The 16,445-nt window shown below is 73.9% G+C and carries 16 protein-coding genes and 1 pseudogene; 5 read left to right on the top strand and 12 right to left on the bottom strand.

Features of this window, described 5'->3' with window-relative positions; genetic code table 11:
• The 4 genes and pseudogenes from ACFT2C_RS22370 to dut form a co-directional block, all read right to left on the bottom strand.
• Nucleotides 1-234, bottom strand: a pseudogene (locus tag ACFT2C_RS22370) (DUF3159 domain-containing protein); the annotation flags it as partial.
• A gap of 42 nt (nt 235-276) precedes the next feature.
• Nucleotides 277-657, bottom strand: coding sequence for an OB-fold nucleic acid binding domain-containing protein (locus ACFT2C_RS22375; protein ID WP_377209284.1), 381 nt, complete (start codon nt 655-657; stop codon nt 277-279).
• 15 nt (nt 658-672) lie between these two features.
• Complete coding sequence (locus ACFT2C_RS22380) at nt 673-1,398, bottom strand: DUF3710 domain-containing protein (protein ID WP_377209285.1); 726 nt, start codon at nt 1,396-1,398, stop codon at nt 673-675.
• A gap of 116 nt (nt 1,399-1,514) precedes the next feature.
• Nucleotides 1,515-1,991, bottom strand: coding sequence for a dUTP diphosphatase (dut, locus tag ACFT2C_RS22385; RefSeq protein WP_377209286.1), 477 nt, complete (start codon nt 1,989-1,991; stop codon nt 1,515-1,517).
• An 89-nt stretch (nt 1,992-2,080) separates the two neighbouring features.
• Here dut and ACFT2C_RS22390 point away from each other — a divergent pair, with 89 nt between their 5' ends.
• Nucleotides 2,081-2,524, top strand: a complete 444-nt coding sequence (locus ACFT2C_RS22390; RefSeq protein ID WP_377209287.1) for a DUF3093 domain-containing protein — start codon at nt 2,081-2,083, stop codon at nt 2,522-2,524.
• Between the two features lie 88 nt (nt 2,525-2,612).
• On the opposite strand, the gene ACFT2C_RS22395 is transcribed toward ACFT2C_RS22390, so the two are convergent.
• Together ACFT2C_RS22395 and ACFT2C_RS22400 are read right to left on the bottom strand one after the other, a co-directional pair.
• Entirely contained in the window at nt 2,613-2,912 is a 300-nt protein-coding gene (locus tag ACFT2C_RS22395) for a DUF4193 domain-containing protein (protein ID WP_116675819.1), read from the bottom strand.
• Between the two features lie 310 nt (nt 2,913-3,222).
• Nucleotides 3,223-4,086, bottom strand: a complete 864-nt coding sequence (locus tag ACFT2C_RS22400) for an inositol monophosphatase family protein (RefSeq protein WP_377209288.1) — start codon at nt 4,084-4,086, stop codon at nt 3,223-3,225.
• Nucleotides 4,087-4,206: 120 nt separating this feature from the next.
• Here ACFT2C_RS22400 and sepH point away from each other — a divergent pair, with 120 nt between their 5' ends.
• Nucleotides 4,207-5,385 carry a septation protein SepH gene (gene sepH / locus ACFT2C_RS22405; RefSeq protein WP_377209289.1) on the top strand — a complete coding sequence of 393 codons (1,179 nt, stop codon included), beginning with the start codon at nt 4,207-4,209 and terminating at the stop codon, nt 5,383-5,385.
• A 48-nt stretch (nt 5,386-5,433) separates the two neighbouring features.
• Here the strand turns inward: sepH and ACFT2C_RS22410 are convergent, their stop codons facing one another.
• The 6 genes from ACFT2C_RS22410 to ACFT2C_RS22435 all read right to left on the bottom strand — a co-directional run bounded on the left by ACFT2C_RS22410 (nt 5,434) and on the right by ACFT2C_RS22435 (nt 11,940).
• Nucleotides 5,434-6,060 (bottom strand): hypothetical protein, encoded by a 627-nt coding sequence (locus ACFT2C_RS22410; RefSeq protein WP_377209290.1) that lies wholly within the window; start codon nt 6,058-6,060, stop codon nt 5,434-5,436.
• A gap of 100 nt (nt 6,061-6,160) precedes the next feature.
• On the bottom strand, nt 6,161-6,805 hold the full coding sequence (locus tag ACFT2C_RS22415) for a thymidine kinase (protein WP_377209291.1): 645 nt from the start codon (nt 6,803-6,805) through the stop codon (nt 6,161-6,163).
• Between the two features lie 18 nt (nt 6,806-6,823).
• Nucleotides 6,824-8,017 (bottom strand): alkaline phosphatase family protein, encoded by a 1,194-nt coding sequence (locus ACFT2C_RS22420; protein WP_377209292.1) that lies wholly within the window; start codon nt 8,015-8,017, stop codon nt 6,824-6,826.
• Nucleotides 8,014-8,598 carry a DUF5998 family protein gene (locus tag ACFT2C_RS22425; protein ID WP_377209293.1) on the bottom strand — a complete coding sequence of 195 codons (585 nt, stop codon included), beginning with the start codon at nt 8,596-8,598 and terminating at the stop codon, nt 8,014-8,016. Before ACFT2C_RS22425 ends, ACFT2C_RS22420 begins: the two co-directional genes overlap by 4 nt.
• Before the next feature lie 34 nt (nt 8,599-8,632).
• Complete coding sequence (locus tag ACFT2C_RS22430; protein ID WP_377209294.1) at nt 8,633-11,434, bottom strand: GNAT family N-acetyltransferase; 2,802 nt, start codon at nt 11,432-11,434, stop codon at nt 8,633-8,635.
• Nucleotides 11,435-11,484: 50 nt separating this feature from the next.
• The gene (locus ACFT2C_RS22435; RefSeq protein ID WP_377209295.1) at nt 11,485-11,940 is read right to left on the bottom strand and encodes a hypothetical protein; all 456 of its coding nucleotides are present in this window, start codon (nt 11,938-11,940) and stop codon (nt 11,485-11,487) included.
• A gap of 174 nt (nt 11,941-12,114) precedes the next feature.
• Between ACFT2C_RS22435 and ACFT2C_RS22440 the strand changes: the two genes are divergently transcribed.
• From ACFT2C_RS22440 to ACFT2C_RS22450, 3 genes are all read left to right on the top strand, one after another.
• Nucleotides 12,115-14,592, top strand: coding sequence for a DNA topoisomerase (ATP-hydrolyzing) subunit A (locus tag ACFT2C_RS22440; RefSeq protein WP_377209296.1), 2,478 nt, complete (start codon nt 12,115-12,117; stop codon nt 14,590-14,592).
• A gap of 99 nt (nt 14,593-14,691) precedes the next feature.
• Entirely contained in the window at nt 14,692-15,072 is a 381-nt protein-coding gene (locus tag ACFT2C_RS22445) for a YciI family protein (protein WP_377209297.1), read from the top strand.
• A complete protein-coding gene (locus ACFT2C_RS22450) occupies nt 15,073-16,320 on the top strand; it encodes a DUF6596 domain-containing protein (RefSeq protein ID WP_377209298.1) in 1,248 nt (415 codons plus the stop codon).
• Nucleotides 16,321-16,445: the final 125 nt, after the last annotated feature.

The following is a 16,445-nucleotide window of genomic DNA, read 5'->3' on the forward strand; positions in this document are numbered from 1 at the left end:
CACCAGGGCGGCGACCACCGACGCGATCAGCGGGACCGTCAGGTCGGTGAAGATCACGAACGCGACCACGAACACCAGGCCGGGCAGCACCGCCTCCACCAGGCCGCGCACACCTCCGACGGCCGCGGCCGCGGAGAACTCCTCGCCGGTGAGGGCGCGCATGCCGCGCGCGGGGGCCTGGTCGGACTGCTGCTCGGACTGCGGGGGCACGTCGGGACGTGCTGGTTCGCTCATAGGCTCATTGTGCCGTGCTCGCCGGGGTGCTGATCCACCCGCTCACTCACCCGGCCGCGGCCGCAGCTCGTAGCGCGGGTTGAACATGGTGCGACGCCCGTCGGCGTCGCACACCATGCCCTCGACGCGGATGCGGCGGCCGGGCTCGATGCCGTCGATGGTCCGCCGCCCGAGCCACACGAGGTCCAGGGCGCCGGAGCCGTCGAACAGCTCCGCCTCCAGCGTGGGCACGCCCTCGCGGGGCCGCAGCACCACCGAGCGCAGCACGCCGGCGATCTTGCCGCGGCTGCGGATCGGCACCGACGCGACGGCCGCGCAGCCCGCGTTCCGGGAGGCGTCGGCGCGCTCCTCGATGTCCTCGACCTGTTCGTTGGACGCCAGCGTGTGCGCTATGCGGGACGCGAGCACCGAACGCAGCGACATCAGCGGTTCACCTCGTCAGCCGATCTGGGTGATCTCGGGGCCGCGGCGCAGCGGGCCCAGGTCCGGAACCTGCGGGACGGCGTCCTCGGGGCCGACGGCGGCTGCCGGGGCCTGAGCACCATCCTTGCGTGCCGACTTCGGCAGCGCCAGGGGCAGCAGGTCGCGCGGCGGGCGCGGGCTCTGGTCGCGGACCACGACGATGTTCGCGAACACGGACTCCAGCGCCTTGGCCGCCTCGGCGTCGAGCGCCGCCTTGCCCGCGAGCACGCCGCGGATGAACCAGCGCGGGCCGTCCACCCCGATGAACCGGGCCGGCCGCTGACCGGACTGCCCGTCCGGGCCCTTCACCGGCATGCGAACCAGCAGCTCGCGCCCGAACACGCCGGGCACGTCGTCCACGATCCCGCCCTGCCCGCTCACGGACTGCGCGATCTCGTGCCGGATCTCGTCCCAGATGCCGTCGGTGCGCGGTGCGGCGAAGGCCTGGATCTGGAGGTTCGACCCCTCGAGCGCGGCCGTCACCCCGGTCACCTTCTGCGTCTTCTTCTCGATCTCCATGCGGAGCTCGAGGCCCGGCATCACCGGCAGCCAGATGGCGCCGAGGTCGACGCGCGGGCCCATCTCGCCCACCTGCGACCGGTCGAAGGGCCCGTGCGGCCGCTTCCGCTGCTCGGCCTCCACCGACGCCCACTCCACCGGGGCGGGCTCATTCGCCGTGCCTCGTCGGCTGAACAGACCCACAGCCACGCTCCTTCGTAGTTCCTCGGTCCGCGCGTGCGCGATGGCGCAGCGCGGCAGCGTTATCCACTCGTTACTTACAGCCTAGACCCGTCCGGCGCGGAGCCCGCACCAAACGTTCAGCGCCCCGCGAAACCGCCGCTGGAGCCGAAGCCGCCGTCGCCGCGGTGCGAGCCCGGCAGGGTCTCGGCGGCCAGGAACCGGGCCCGCTCGACCTTCTGGATCACGAGCTGCGCCACCCGGTCGCCACGTACCAGCTTCACTGCCTCGGCGGCGTCGGTGTTGAGCAGGATCACCTTGATCTCGCCGCGGTAGCCCGCGTCCACCGTGCCCGGCGCGTTCACTATCGTCACGCCGTGCTTCGCCGCCAGGCCCGACCGCGGGTGCACGAACGCCGCGTAGCCGTCCGGCAGCGCTATCGAGACCCCGGTGGGCACTACCACCCTGCCCTGGGGCGGGATCTCGACGTCGACCCGGGTCACCAGGTCGGCGCCGGCGTCGCCGGGGTGCGCGTAGGAGGGGGCGGGGACGTCGTCGAGGAGCCTGACGAGCACGTCGACCGTGCTGCCGTCGTCGGTGGGCACAGGGGTGGGCACGCCGGAAGAGTACGCCACCTCGGCGCGCCACGCCGCAAGAGCGCCGGAGTGCGCGTCGGGGCAGTGCTCACGGCTGGGATGATGTCCCCATGACGGCGACCACCCTCACCTTCCACGAGCGTCTTCTGCCCGGTCCCGGTGGCTGGCTCGGCACGGTCGGTCTGGGCGCCATCGCGGCGATAGCGCTGTGGCCGGTGCACGCGGCGGCTGCGGTCGCCACCGGCCTGCTGGTGTGCGTGGGGTCGGCGGTCGCCCTGGCGGCGACCTCCCCCGTCGTGGAGGTGTCCGACGGCGTCCTGCGGGCCGGGAGCGCCCGCGTGCCGGTCACGCTGCTCGGCTCCGCCGAGGCGCTCGACGTCGCCGCCATGCGGCACGAGCTGGGCCCGGGGCTCGACGCGCGGGCCTACGTGTGCCTGCGCGCGTGGGCACGGACCGGGGTCCGGGTCGCGCTCGACGACCCGGCCGACCCCACCCCCTACTGGCTCGTCTCCACGCGCCGCCCGGAGCTGCTGGTGCAGGCTCTGCGGAACTGAGCTGACGGCCTGACCCCGGACACGACGAAGGCTGCCACGCACTCGCATGACAGCCCGGTCGTGTCGTCAGTGCCGAAGGCCTGGTGGATCAGGCGGCGCACTCCGTGCAGATCATCTGGCCGGCCTTCTCGTAGGCCAGCTGGCTGCGGTGGTGCACCAGGAAGCAGCTCGAGCACGTGAACTCGTCCGCCTGACGCGGCAGCACGCGTACTGCGAGCTCCTCGCCGGACAGGTCCGCGCCCGGGAGCTCGAAGCCCTCGGCCGCTTCGGTCTCGTCCTCGTCCACAACGCCCGAGGACTTGTCAGAACGACGTGCCTGCAGCTCCTGAATCGAATCCTGCTCGACATCCTCATCGGTCTTGCGTGGGGCGTCGTAGTCAGTTGCCATGTGGTGTTCTCCGTCGGTAGGTGGTCGCGCCGGAAGGTTTCGGGTCGTCCAGGGGTTCGACGCCGCCCCGGCCGGGTCACCGCACGCGCCGTCGAACGGCGTCCGTTACGGGTGTACGCGCAGATAATGCACACGACCCCGGTTTTGTTCCCGAGTCGGCCCACGGATTGTGCACCATTTCTGTCAGGCGCGCTACATCTGCAGGTGTAACCCCGGTCACGTAGGCTTTGACCTGCATCAACGCCCCGTCAATTGCCTTTGGACCCCTATCGGGCGGGAGAGCTCTCCCAGCGCGTTGTCAGAAAAAAGATCACCCGATCTCGTCGGTTCCCGCGCCGTCCGCGTCCGCGGCCTCGAGGATCTCGACGAGCTGCGCGACGAGCCCGTCCGGGCCCGCCACCGTCATGTCGGCGCCCGCCGGACCGCCCCGCAGGCCGGTCACCACGGCGCCCGCCTCGGTGGCCACCACCGCACCCGCCGCCATGTCCCACGGGTTCAGGCCGCGCTCGTAGTACAGGTCGATCGAGCCGTCCGCGAGCAGGCACAGGTCGATCGCAGCGGACCCGAGCCGCCGGATGTCCCGGATCTTCGGCAGCACCTGGGTGAGCACCTGGGCCTGGTGGGCCCGGCGTCCGGCGTCGTACCCGAAGCCCGTGCCGACCAGCGAGGTGCCCAGCGACGCCGCGGCGCCCAGCCGGACCGGCGCGCCGTCGCGCGTGGCGCCCTCGCCGAGCCCGGCCGACCACGTGCGCCCGTCCGCGACGCTGTGCACGCAGCCGGCCAGCACGGTCCACGAGGCGGGCTCGGGCGGGCCGGCCACCACGGCCACCGACACGGCCCACGACGCCACCCCGTACAGGTAGTTCACCGTGCCGTCGATCGGGTCCAGGACCCAGGTGAGGCCGCTGGTGCCGGCGACGTCGTCGCCCTCCTCGCCCAGGATCGCGTCGTCGGGCCGCTCGGCGGCGATCATCTCGCGCAGCAGGTCCTCCGAGGCGCGGTCCATGACCGTGACCGGGTCCACGTCGCTCGACTTGGTGGCCGCGACCACCACGCGCTCCGGTCTGCCCTCGCGTACCAGAGCACCGGCTGCCGTCGCGAGACGGACGGCGAGGTCGCGGAGGGCGGTGACGGTGACGCCGTCGGGCAGCTCGGGCAGAGCGGGTGAGATCACGCACCCATCCTGCCGCAAGCGCCCGCCGGCCACTATCCCGCGGCACACCGACGCGCCTGCGCCGCGTGACCGCCCCGCGGTGGCAGGCTCGCCCCACAGGACTACCCCGGGAGGACTGGCATGGACGAGCTGGAGCTGGTGAGGCTGCACGAGGACGGTGAACGACTCGTCCTTGTCGCGCGCGACGGCGCCCAGAGCACCCTGCCCATCACCGATGCCCTGCGTGCCGCCATCCGTGGAGACCGGCCCCGCGTGGAGTCGATCCGGGCCCAGGAAGCCTCGGCGCTGCGCCCCCGCGAGATCCAGGAGCGCCTGCGGGCCGGCGAGACGTGCGAGGCGCTCGCCGAGGCCTCGGGCCTGCCGATCGAGCACGTGCGGCGCTTCGAGTACCCGGTCATCTCCGAGCGCGAGCACGCGATCTCCCGGGTCCGGGCCAAGGCCGTCCTGACGGACGACGACGGCTCCACCACGCTGGGCGAGATCGCCGACGAGCGGCTGCGCTCGCGCGGCGTCCGGCCCGACGACGCCCGGTGGACAGCCACCCGGGAGGGCGCCCACCCGTGGATCGTGCAGGTTGAGTTCACCGCCGCCGAGAAGCCGCGCGCCGCCCGCTGGTCCCTGGAGCCGCGCGGCGGCTTCGTGACGGCGCTCGACGACGAGGCCCGCTGGCTCGGCCTCCCGGAGGACGACGGCGGCCCGGCGCTGGCCGGGGTGTCGACCCTGCCGCCACACCGCGGCAACCAGCACCCGTCACGTCCGCGGCCGCACGAGCCGGACGACACGGACCTGCTGCTCGACAACCTGTCGGAACGGCGCGGCCAGCGGCCCGCCCGGCGCCCCACCCCGGACGCCGAGCCGCCGGACCTGCTGGAGCTCGACGACCTGGACGGCCGCGACGGACCCCCGGAGCCCGCGCCGGAGCCCGCTGCGGAGCCGTCCGCCGCCGTCGTCGACATCGGCGCGCGGCGGGGCGGGTCGCGCCCGAAGATGCCGCAGGTCTTGGTGCCGGACTCCCCCGCCGACCTGGAGTGGGAGGGACCGAGCCAGTGGGAGATCCCGGGCCCGACGGCGGACGCGGGGCGCCAGGCCGACGCGGAGCAGAAGCCGGAGGCGGAGGCCGAGCCCGCCGCCGTGCAGCCGGCGACGGCCAAGCCCACCGACAACCCCGCGCCGAGACCCGAGCCGGAGAAACCGCCGGCCGAGCCCGCGAAACGCCCGGCGGCCAAGCGCGGCCGCAAGTCGCGCGCGCAGGTACCGAGCTGGGACGAGATCGTGTTCGGCTCGCGCCCGGAGATCTAGCGCCGATACCGGGTAGTCGCCCGGTATCGGCGCCTGGCCGTGACCGCGTCAGGCCATCTCGGGCACGTGGAGGTGCGCGAACGCGATCTCCAGCTCCTCGACGTCGTCGATCGTGGCGCCGAGCTCACGGACGATGCCGGTGCGGATGTTGGCTGCGGCGCCACGGCTCGCCTCGAGGGACTCGCGGGTGTCGAAGGCAGCCGTGCCGACGATCCGGCCGGCCGCACGGTCGACCATCAGGCTGGCGCTGCAGAATCCGTCCATCGCCTGGATCTGCGGCAGGATGACCATCCGGTAGAGGTCGATGCCGCGATCGACGATGGCCTGGTCGCCGCTCAGCCAGGTGAGGCGGGCGTGGGCGCCGTCGGGCGCGGCGTGGTCGCGGTGGACGACGGCGACCTCCCACTGGTGGACCTCGCTGCCGCTGGTGCTGCCCAGAGCCATCTCTGCGCGGTCGCGCAGCGGTCGCACGGTGTCGGCGCTCATCCGCATCGCGTCCTCGGTCTGCCACGACGTCGTGGCGATGCAACGGCCGGTCTCCCGGTCGACGAGCAACGACATGCCGGCACAGCCGTCCATCGTGGTGACGGCCGGGAAGACCTCCTCGCGAACGAGCCTCAGCCCGTCGTCGATCTTGGCGGGATCTCCTCTGACTTCACTGGTGCGTACGTACATGACGGACTCCCTGTCTTCGAGGCAGCATCCGGACGGCGCTGCCGTCCCTACTCACACTCCGCCGCCGGGTGGCCCTGGTCAACCGGAGAGCGCGACGCCGTCAGGCCCAGAGCGACTCGTGGGCGGACCGCCGCCGCGCGGTCAGCGCTGTCATGCGCCGCATGTGGTGCCGGCGGCACAGCACCTCGTAGGCGACCTCGGCCGGCGTCTCACGCTCGCCGACGTCGCCGATCACCACCTGCTCGCCCTCGGTGACCATGACGCCGTCGACGGTGCGCGCGTTGAGCGTGGCGCGCGCCCCGCACCAGCACAGGGACTGCACCTGGAGCACCTCGATGCGGTCGGCGAGCTCGATGAGGCGGGCCGAGCCGGGGAACAGCCGGGTGCGGAAGTCGGTGGTGATGCCGAACGCGAAGATGTCGATCTCCATCTCGTCGACGAGCCGCGCGAGCTGCTCCACCTGCTCGGGCGAGTAGAACTGCGCCTCGTCGCACACGAGGTAGTCCACGGCTTCGCCGGTGGCGCGCCGGCCGCTGATCTCGGCCCAGAAGTCGGTGGTGTCGGTGACCTCGTGGGCCGCCACCTCGAGCCCCAGGCGGCTGGAGACCCGGGACTGGCCCGCCCGGTCGCCCCGGCTGAAGATGAGCCCCTCGCGCCCGCGGGCGCGGTAGTTGTGGTCGGTCTGGAGCGCGAGGGTGGACTTTCCGGAGTCCATGGTCCCGGAGAAGAAGACGAGCTCGGCCATGGTTCTTTCCTCAGGGGCTCAGGCGACGGCGGTCAGCAGGGGCACGAGCATCTCGTGGGGGGTCAGGGAGCCGTGCACGCCGGGCAGCGCCCGGGCGTCCGCGGAGTGCACCCGCGAGTCGACGACGGTGGCGGCGCCGGTCATGGCGACCACCACGTCGCCGATCGCGGGCAGCACGTGCTCGGCGACCGGCCCGAACCACCCGTCCGCGACCGCCTGCTCCCGGCTCAGGACAAGGGCGTGGTCGCCCAGGCGTCCGGCCCACCGCCGGGCGACGTCGTCCGGGTCGACGCCGTCGGCCACGTAGACGTGCACGGCGCGCGGCTCGCCGCCGACCATCGCGACGCCGGGCTTCAGCTCGGGGTCGGTGGCGACGTCCCACTGGGTGGTCAGGTCGGCCTTGATCTGGCCGTGGTCCGCCGTGACGACCACGAGCGTGCCGCGCGGGACGCCGCGCAGCAGGCGGCGCAGCTCGCGGTCGGTCGACTCCAGGGCGTCGCCCCACTGCCAGGAGTCCCAGCCGAAGCCGTGCCCGGTCTTGTCGACCTCGCCCTGGTACAGGTAGACGAGGCGCTGCGGCGCGCCCGGCCGGCGCAGCGCGGCGACCGTGGCGTCCACGCGCTGCTCGAACGTCTCGGCGGCGACGTAGGTGGGGCCGCGCAGGGCCGCCTGGGTCATGCCGGACCCGGCGAACTTCCGCGGGCCGGGGGCCGTGACCTGGATGCCGGCTGCCACCAGCGCCTCGAAGACCGTCGGCTCGCGCTGCAGGTCTGCGGGGTCGCCGAGCTCCTTCCACTGCACCAGGGACGCCAGCCGGCCCGTCTCCGGGTTGCGCTGGGTGTAGCCGAGCATCCCCGTGCGGCCCGGGGTGGTGCCCGTGCCGAAGATGCTCAGGCCCGCGGCCGTCGTGGACGGAAAGCTGGAGGTGAGGGTCGCGGCCCGCTCGTCCCGCTCGCGCAGCAGCCCGCGCAGGAACGGCGCGTGGCCCCCGCGCTCGGCGAGGTTGCGGATGCCGAGCCCGTCCACCAGGACGACGACCACGCGGTCGGCGTCGGGCAGGTCCAGGGCGGCGCGGCAGCCCGCCGCGGTGAGGCCCGTGGCGGTGGTGAGGTCGTGGCCCAGGGCGCCCGCCGCGGCGGGCATGACCGCGGCCAGGCTCGTCGTGTCGTAGGACGGCGCGACCAGTGGGTCGGGGAGGTTCGCCGCCGTCACTTCGGCGCGGACGTGGCCCGGGACAGGGCGCGGGCGAAGTCGACGGCGGCGCGGACGGCGTCGTTCCCCTCTGCCTCGCCGGAGACGCGGACCACCACGTCGTCGGGCGTGAGCTGGCCGGTCAGGCCGTGGTCCGCCGTGCAGCCCGGGTCGACGCAGGTGGCGGGCTCCAGGTCGACGCGGGACACCGCGCCCCAGCCCACCGCGAGCGTGACCTCGCGGGTCGCGCCGGTGCGCGGGTACCGCTCCGGGTCCGCGATCACGTGGGTGAGCGCCACGGAGCGGATCTCGCGCACGGGCACCACCTCGGTGGTGGCGGCCGCCGAGCCGGGGCGGGCCGGGTCCTCGCCCGAGTGGTCGTCCACGTGGGCGGTGACCAGGCGGGTCGGCGTCAGCACCAGGACGGTGAGGTGCCGGCGCACCTCCGAGTCGAAGGTGGTCTCCGCCTGCACGAGGTGGGCCACCACCTCCTCGTCGGCCAGCGCCACATCGAGCACGTCCGCGACGAGCTCCGGGTAGTAGCCGGCCCGGTGCAGGTGGGCGGTCAGGTCATCACGGGCATCGGTAGGGGCATGGGGCACGGAGGGAATCATCCCACGAGAGGGCCCTTCGCCGTTAGCCCGGCAGTGCCCGGCGCGGGGCGTCCGTCCGGCGCTCGGCGGGCCGCAGCCGGATCGCCGCGTGCAGCACGGAGGCGCCGTGCTCCGCGACCGCGACCGGGTACAGCTCCAGGGACGCGAGCTCCGGCAGGTCCTCCGCCATGACCGACACGCGCGCCAGCACGTCCTCCAGCGCGGCGACGTCGGCGGCGGGCGCGCCCTGGTACCCGAACAGCCGCGGCGCCGCGCGCACGCCGCGCACCATGCGCGCCACGTCGACGTCGGTCAGCGGCGGGACGCCGTGGGTCACGTCGTCGAGCAGGTCGACGGCGTCGCCCGCGAGCCCGAACGACACCACGGGCCCGAACAGCTCGTCCTCCACCGACCGCACCACGCACGCCACCCCGGTCGGCGCCATGGCCTGCACCTCCAGCACGGGGTCGGGCGCCGGCAGCAGGGCCGACGCCGAGGTGAGCATCCGCTCGGCGTCCTCGGTCAGGTCCTCGGCGTCGGCGATGTCGAGGCGCACGCCGCCCAGGTCGGCCCGGTGGCGCAGGGCGGGCGCGGCGATCTTGAGCGCCACCGGCCAGCCCAGCTCCTCGGCGGCGGCCACCGCCTCGGCCGCCGAGCGCACGGTCCGCGACCCCCACAGGGTCAGGCCGTAGCAGGCCAGGAGCTCGGTGGCGGCCGCCTGGTCCAGGACCAGGCCGTCGGGGGCGTCGCTGGGCAGCGAGCCGAGCAGCGACTCGACGAGCGTGCGGGCCTGGGCCCGCGCGGCGCCGTCGGAGAACCCCCGCCGGAGTATCGGTCGGACCGGCGTGCCGTGGTCCTGGGTGCGCCACTGCGCGTAGCGCACCACCTCGCCGAGGGCCCACACGGCGTCCTCCGGCGTGGAGAAGGCGGGGATGCGGACGCCGCCGGACGCCAGCTCGTCGGGCATGCCGTGCAGGCCGAGTGCGCTGACGACGGTGGTGCGGCCGGTCCGGGCGGCGGCCTCGGTCACGGCCCGGGCTATCGCGTCGGTGCGCGGCAGCACGACGGGCACGGAGACCACCACCACGGCGTCGCAGGCGCCGGGCGCGTAGAGGGCGTCGACGGCGGCGGCGATCTCGTCGTCGGGCGCGTCCGCGGACAGCGGCTCCGGCGGCCCGACGACTGTCAGGCCCGCCGCGGCGACGGCGTCGGCCACGAGCACCGCGAGCGACGGCGAGCTCGCGAGGATGCCCACGCGGCCGCCGGTCGGGAGCGGCTGGTGCGCCAGCACCTGCGCGACGTCCATGAGCTGGTGCGTGTTCTCCGCGCGGATGACGCCGGACTGCCGCAGCACCTCGTCGAGCATCCGCCGCGGCGCGCGCGTGGCGCGGACCGCGTGCCCGGGCGGCACCACGCTCCCGTGGCGGCCCGCCACGACCACGACCACGGGCTTGACCTGCGCCAGGCGGCGGGCGATGCGCGAGAACTTGCGGGGGTTGCCGAGCGTCTCCAGGTACAGGCAGGCGACGTCGGTGTGCGGGTCGTCCTGCCAGTACTGCATGACGTCGTTGCCCGAGACGTCCGCCCGGTGTCCCGCCGACACGAGCGTCGACAGGCCGAGCCCGCGGCGCTTGACCGTCTCGGCGGCCGTGACCGCGACCGGCGAGCTCTGGCTGAACAAGCCGACCCGGCCGGGCTTGGGAGCCGTCAGCGCGAGGCTCGCGCGCAGGCTCGCGCCCGGGACGTTGGTGAGCAGGCCGTAGCTCGCCGGGCCGACCACCCGCATGCCCTCGGCGTGCGCGGTGCGCAGCAGCTCGCGGCGGCGGGCGACGCCGTCGGGCCCTGCCTCGGCCCACCCAGCCGACAGCACGACGACGCCGCGCGCGCCCGTGCCGCGCAGGCGTCGGACCGTGTCGATCACGTCGTCGGGCGGGGCGGCGACGACGGCCAGGTCCACCCCGGCTGTCCTGTCCCCGGCTGTCCCCTCCCCGGCTGTCCCTTCCCCGCCCACTCCACCCCTGCCGACGTCGGCCCAGGTCACGTCTGTGCCCAGCACGACCAGCTCAGTGTCGCCGGGGTCCGCCGCGTGGGCCTCGCGGACGCGGGCGGCCAGCAGCTCGTCGACCGTGCCGCCCTGCTCCGGGCCGACCAGGAGCACCCGCCTCGCCGAGAGCAGCCCCTGCATGGAACGGGCCTCGGTGCGGTGCTCGCGGTCGGCCATCACCTCGCGGGACCGGTCGGTCGGGTCGAGGTCGACGGAGACGGTGACGACGCCGTCGTCCAGGTGCTGCTCGACGGCGTAGCCCGCCTCCCGGAACACGCCGAGCATCGCCCGGTTCTGGGGCAGCACCTCGGCGATGAACCGGTGCACGCCCCGCTCGCGCGCGGCGGCGGCGATGTGCTCCAGCAGGACGGACCCGAGGCCCTGGCCCTGCAGCGCGTCGGCGATGTTGAACGCGACCTCGGCGGTGCGGCGGCCGGGCCGGTCGTCGATCACGTCGTAGCGCGCGACGCCTACGATGTCCTCGCCGCCGTCCTCGCCGCCCGGGCCCGGCCGGACCGCGACCAGCGCCGCCCGCCGCACGTGGTCCACGGTGACGAACTGGGTGAGCAGGCGGTCCGGGATGCGCTGCAGCGCCGCGAAGAACCGCAGGTAGGTGGAGCGCTCCGACTGGGCCATCTGAAAGCGCTGGAGCGCGTCGGCGTCCTCGGGCCGGATGGGGCGCACGTGGGTGGTGGACCCGTCGCGCAGCACCACGTCGGCCTCCCACTCGACCGGGTACTCGGTCGAGCTGGGCAGGCGCACCGTGCCTACCGGTCGGTCGGCCCGTTCTGGCTGGTCCACGGGACCAAGGCTAACGACAAGGTCCCGTCCGGGGGTCAGCGGACCAGCACTCAGCGGATCAGGACCATGCCGACGAGCAGCATCACCGCGAAGCCCACCAGCACCAGCCGCTGACGGCGGTTCGGGCCGGACGCCGTGAGGATGGCCGCCACCGCCGGCCCCGCCGCGAGCAGGAGCCACCCGCCCAGCGCGGGCGCCACGTTCGCGGACACCGCGGCGACGGCGACGACCACCAGGCCGTGCACCACGCCGAGCCCGACCCGCATCGCGACGACCACGTGCAGGACGGCGGCGAGTATCGCCAGGCCGGCCCACATGGTGATGCCCTCCTCGAGGCAGCCCCACTCCTGCTGGGCGCACTGCCAGGACTGCATCCACCAGGTCACCAGCGCGCCGAGCACCAGCACGGGCACCACGCTGAGCCCGACGACGCCGTAAGCGAGCCCGACGCGGACCAGCCATCCCGGCAGGGTGGTTGACCTGCTGAGCAATGGCATTTCGGGCATACCCGAATAGTGCCAGGTGAGCCGCGAAAAGTGCACATGCTCTCACCCGGCGCTCACCCGGTGGCCTCGCGCGACGTCCGGGTGCGACGCCAGCGGGGTGCCACCGGAGTGTGGGTGGCGCGGGGTACGGTTTGCCTGTCCGATCCGCCCCAGAATCCAGGAGCTCCACGAACCATGGCGCGCAAGCCGTCGCAGCCGCTCGACGAGAGCGAGATCCACGAGAAGGTCGTGGACATCGACGTCGCCTCGGAGATGGAGGCCTCGTTCCTCGAGTACGCGTACTCCGTCATCTACTCGCGGGCCCTCCCGGACGCGCGCGACGGCCTCAAGCCGGTGCAGCGCCGGATCCTCTACATGATGTCGGACATGGGGCTGCGCCCCGACCGCGCGCACGTGAAGTCGTCGCGCGTGGTGGGCGAGGTCATGGGAAAGCTGCACCCGCACGGTGACGCCCCCATCTACGACGCGCTGGTGCGCCTGGCGCAGGACTTCTCGCTGCGGCTGCCGCTCGTGGACGGCCACGGCAACTTCGGCTCGCTCGACGACGGCCCCGCCGCCCCCCGGTACACCGAGGCCCGCCTCGCGGCGTCGTCGATGGCGATGACGACGGGTCTCGACGAGAACGTCGTGGACTTCGTCCCGAACTACGACAACAAGCTGACCCAGCCCGAGGTGCTGCCCTCGGCGATCCCGAACCTGCTGGTCAACGGCGCGTCCGGCATCGCGGTCGGCATGGCCACGAACATGGCGCCGCACAACCTCGTCGAGGTCGTCTCCGCGGCGCAGCACCTGATCAAGAACCCCGAGGCCACGCTGGAGGACCTGCAGCGGTTCGTCCCGGGGCCGGACCTGCCCACGGGCGGCAAGATCGTGGGGCTGGAGGGCGTGCGCGACGCGTACCGCACCGGCCGCGGCAGCTTCCGCACCCGGGCGACCGCGCGGATCGAGAACGTGACCCCGCGCCGCAAGGGCATAGTCGTCACCGAGCTGCCGTACCTCGTCGGCCCGGAGAAGGTGATCGAGAAGATCGCCGACGGCGTCAAGGCCAAGCGCATCCAGGGCGTCACCAACGTGCAGGACCTCACCGACCGCACGCACGGGCTGCGCCTGGTCATCGAGGTCAAGACGGGCTTCGACCCGGACGCCGTCCTGGAGCAGCTGTACCGCGTGACGCCGCTGGAGGACTCGTTCGGCGTCAACAACGTGGCGCTGGTCGACGGCCAGCCGCGCACCCTCGGCCTGGTCGAGATGCTGCGCGTGTGGGTGGAGCACCGCATCCTCGTGGTGCGGCGCCGGTCGCAGCACCGCCTGGACAAGCGCCTCGAGCGCCTGCACCTGGTCGACGGCCTGCTCATCGCGATCGTCGACATCGACGAGGTGATCCAGGTCATCCGCTCGTCCGACGACGCCGGCATCGCCCGCGACCGCCTGCGCGAGGTCTTCGACCTGTCCGAGCCGCAGGCGTCCTACATCCTGGACCTGCAGCTGCGCCGCCTGACCAAGTTCTCCCGCATCGAGCTGGAGAAGGAGGCCGAGGAGCTGCGCCGCGAGATCGCCGAGCTGGAGCAGATCCTGGGCGACGAGAAGCTGCTGCGCCGCCTCGTCAGCACCGAGATGGGCGAGGTCGCCAGGACGTACGGCACGCCCCGTCGCACCGTCCTGCTCGACGCCGCCGGCGGGTCCGTCGGCTCGGTCGCCGTCGCGCCGTCGAACGGGCGCAAGAAGGGCGTCGAGCCGATCGACCTGCAGATCAAGGACCTGCCCACCCGGGTGGTGCTGTCCGCGACCGGCCTGCTGGCGCGCCTCCCGGACGACGCCCCCGTGGCGCGCGACGGCAACCGCGCCGCGCACGACGCCCTGCGCGGCGACGCCGTCGCGACGACCCGCGGCCAGGTGGGCCTGGTGACGTCGGCCGGCCGCATGCTGCGCGTCTCCGTGCTGGACCTGCCCTCGCTGCCGCCGACCGACGGCGCGCCGTCGCTGTCCGGCGGCATCCCGGTCAGCGAGCTCGTGGAGCTGGAGCACGGCGAGACCGTGCAGACGGTCACGGGGCTCGGTGCCGACGCTCCGACCGTCGCCGTCGGCACGGCACAGGGCATCGTCAAGCGCGTGGCGCCGTCCGACGCCCCGGCCAAGGGCGACGAGTGGCCGGTCATCGCGCTGAAGGACGGCGACGCCGTGGTGGGCGCCGCCGTCGTGTCGGACGACGACGAGCTGGTCTTCGTGGCCGACGACTCGTCGCTGCTGCACTTCCCCGCCTCCGCCGTCCGACCGCAGGGCCGGGCGGCCGGCGGCATGGCGGGCATCAAGCTCGGCGCGGACCGGAAGGTGGTGTTCTTCGGTGCGGTACCGGCCGGGGCCGACGCCACGGTGGTGACCATCGCCGGTGCGGGTGACGCGCTCCCGGGGATCGAGCCGGGCGCGGGCAAGGTGACCCCGTTCGCGCTGTACCCGGGCAAGGGCCGCGCGACCGGCGGCGTGCGGTCGCAGCGGCTCCTGAAGGGTGAGGACGGCCTCATCCTGGCCTGGGTCGGCGCCACGCCCCCGCGTGCGCTGGGCGCCGGCGGCCAGCCGGTCGACCTGCCCGAGGTGGACGAGCGCCGGGACGGGTCGGGCACCCCGATCGCGGCGCCGGTAGCGGTGATCGGCTGACGCGCGAGCACTCGCGAAAAGTAGTGTGGTGGAAGCTGTCGATTCTGGAGGCGCTCGCCCGTCCAAGGCGTGTCAACATTCCCGAAAGAGGAGCTCGACATGGCTGACACCTGGGTATTCCTGATCCGCGAGAACGACTGGGACTCGGACGCCTACCTTCCGGAGAACCTGAAGGGGCAGGACCGCACCGAGGACATGAGCTTGGCCGCCCACGGGCGCTTCCAGGAGGCCGTCACCGACCTGGGCGCCAAGCTCACCGGTGCCGCCGCCCTGCAGAACGCCAAGTACGGCGGGTGGGTCGCGGTCGGCGACGACAGCGCCGAGCCGGTCTACACCGACGCGCCGTTCACCGACACCAACGAAGTGATCACCGGGTTCTACCAGGTCGAGTGCGACGAGGCCACAGCGCGCAAGCTCGCGGCGCTCGTGCCCAGCGGCAACGCGATCGAGTGGCGCAAGGTCATCAGCTTCGACTCCTGAATGCCGATCGACCCCGCGGCGTTCCGCACCGCCTGGCCCCAGGTGGTGCGGTCGCTCGCCGTGACCACGCGCAGCCTGGACAGCGGTGAGGAGTACGCCGCGGAGGCGTTCGCGCGCGCCGCGGCGCAGCCGGACGGCGTGATCGACGACCTGGTCGGCTGGTGCGTCCAGGTCGGGCGCCGGACCTGGCTCGACACTGTGCGGCATCAGGCGGTGTTCGCCCGGATCCAGCCCCAGCTCGCGCGTCCGGAGGTGGCCGCCGTGGACGTGCCGACCGAGCCGGGCGACGACCTCGACGACCGCCTCGCCCTGCTCTTCGTCGCCTGCGACGACGCCATAGCGCCCGGCGCGCAGCTGGTCCTCGCGATGCGGGTGGTCTGCGGTCTCACGATCCGCCAGATCGCGGGGCACCTCGGCGTCGCTGAGGCGACAGCGGCCGCGCGGCTCACCCGGGCGAAGTCCGCGCTGGCCAGGGCGCGCGGCGAGTTCGCCGTGCCGGACGCCGCGGCCCGCGGAGCACGGCTGCCCGTCGTGCTCGCGTGCGTGGCCGGCCTGTTCACCGTGGGCCAGCGGGACGGCCTGGAGCCCGCCGACGCCACGGAGGACCCCGCCCGCGACGCGCTGACGCTCGCCGAGGCGCTGGTCGCCCAGTACCCGGACGATCCCGAGGTGATCGGCCTGCGCGCCGTGTGCCGCCTCGGCCTGGCCCGGCGCCCCGGCCGGGTGCGCGACGGCGTGGCGCTGCCCCTCGACGAGGTGGACCGCTCGGCCTGGGACCAGCGACTGCTGTCCGCCGGCCTGGACGACGCCACGGCGGCGATCGCGCGCGGGGAGACGCGCGGCGGGCCGGGCGCGTCTGGCGGGCCAGGCCGCTTCGCGCTGGAGGCGGCGATCTCCGGCGTCCACGCCTCGGCCCGCGACGCGGCCGGCACGGACTGGTCCCGCCTGGCCCAGCTCTACGACGCGCTGCTGCGGGTCTGGCCGTCCCCGGCGACGCGCGTGGCACGCCTCGTCGTGCTCGGCCGGCTCGCGATGCGCGACGGCGACGACCTCAGCGTCATCGAGCACGAGCTCGAAGACCTGGTCGCGGACGGTCCGCCGTACGCCGCCCGCGACGCGAGCCTCGTCCTGGCCGACCTCGCCCGGCGCACCGGCCGGACCGACGACGCCGCCGGACGCTACCGCGAGCTGCTGGACGTGATCCCGGCCGGTCCGCTGCGGGAGTTCTGCCGCCGGTACGCCGGGTAGGCGCACGACGCCTGGTCGATCGCGGCGGCCCAGCGCCTCGGCGTGATCCCTCCGCTTGGTGGACGTGACCAGCGCCAGGGTCAAGTTGATCGGCTGGTCGGCAGTCGGCGGTCGGTGGCCGATGG

Origin of the sequence: Promicromonospora sp. NPDC057138, from assembly GCF_042670845.1 — a bacterium.
GTDB lineage: Bacteria > Actinomycetota > Actinomycetes > Actinomycetales > Cellulomonadaceae > Promicromonospora.

Excerpts from the sequence above, each read along its gene's own strand:
- ACFT2C_RS22375 (WP_377209284.1), bottom strand. The coding sequence starts at position 657 with ATGTCGCTGCGTTCGGTGCTCGCGTCCCGCATAGCGCACACGCTGGCG.
- ACFT2C_RS22390 (WP_377209287.1), top strand. The coding sequence starts at position 2,081 with ATGACGGCGACCACCCTCACCTTCCACGAGCGTCTTCTGCCCGGTCCC.
- ACFT2C_RS22395 (WP_116675819.1), bottom strand. The coding sequence starts at position 2,912 with ATGGCAACTGACTACGACGCCCCACGCAAGACCGATGAGGATGTCGAG.
- sepH (WP_377209289.1), top strand. The coding sequence starts at position 4,207 with ATGGACGAGCTGGAGCTGGTGAGGCTGCACGAGGACGGTGAACGACTC.
- ACFT2C_RS22410 (WP_377209290.1), bottom strand. The coding sequence starts at position 6,060 with ATGTACGTACGCACCAGTGAAGTCAGAGGAGATCCCGCCAAGATCGAC.
- ACFT2C_RS22415 (WP_377209291.1), bottom strand. The coding sequence starts at position 6,805 with ATGGCCGAGCTCGTCTTCTTCTCCGGGACCATGGACTCCGGAAAGTCC.
- ACFT2C_RS22435 (WP_377209295.1), bottom strand. The coding sequence starts at position 11,940 with ATGCCCGAAATGCCATTGCTCAGCAGGTCAACCACCCTGCCGGGATGG.
- ACFT2C_RS22440 (WP_377209296.1), top strand. The coding sequence starts at position 12,115 with ATGGCGCGCAAGCCGTCGCAGCCGCTCGACGAGAGCGAGATCCACGAG.
- ACFT2C_RS22445 (WP_377209297.1), top strand. The coding sequence starts at position 14,692 with ATGGCTGACACCTGGGTATTCCTGATCCGCGAGAACGACTGGGACTCG.
- ACFT2C_RS22450 (WP_377209298.1), top strand. The coding sequence starts at position 15,073 with ATGCCGATCGACCCCGCGGCGTTCCGCACCGCCTGGCCCCAGGTGGTG.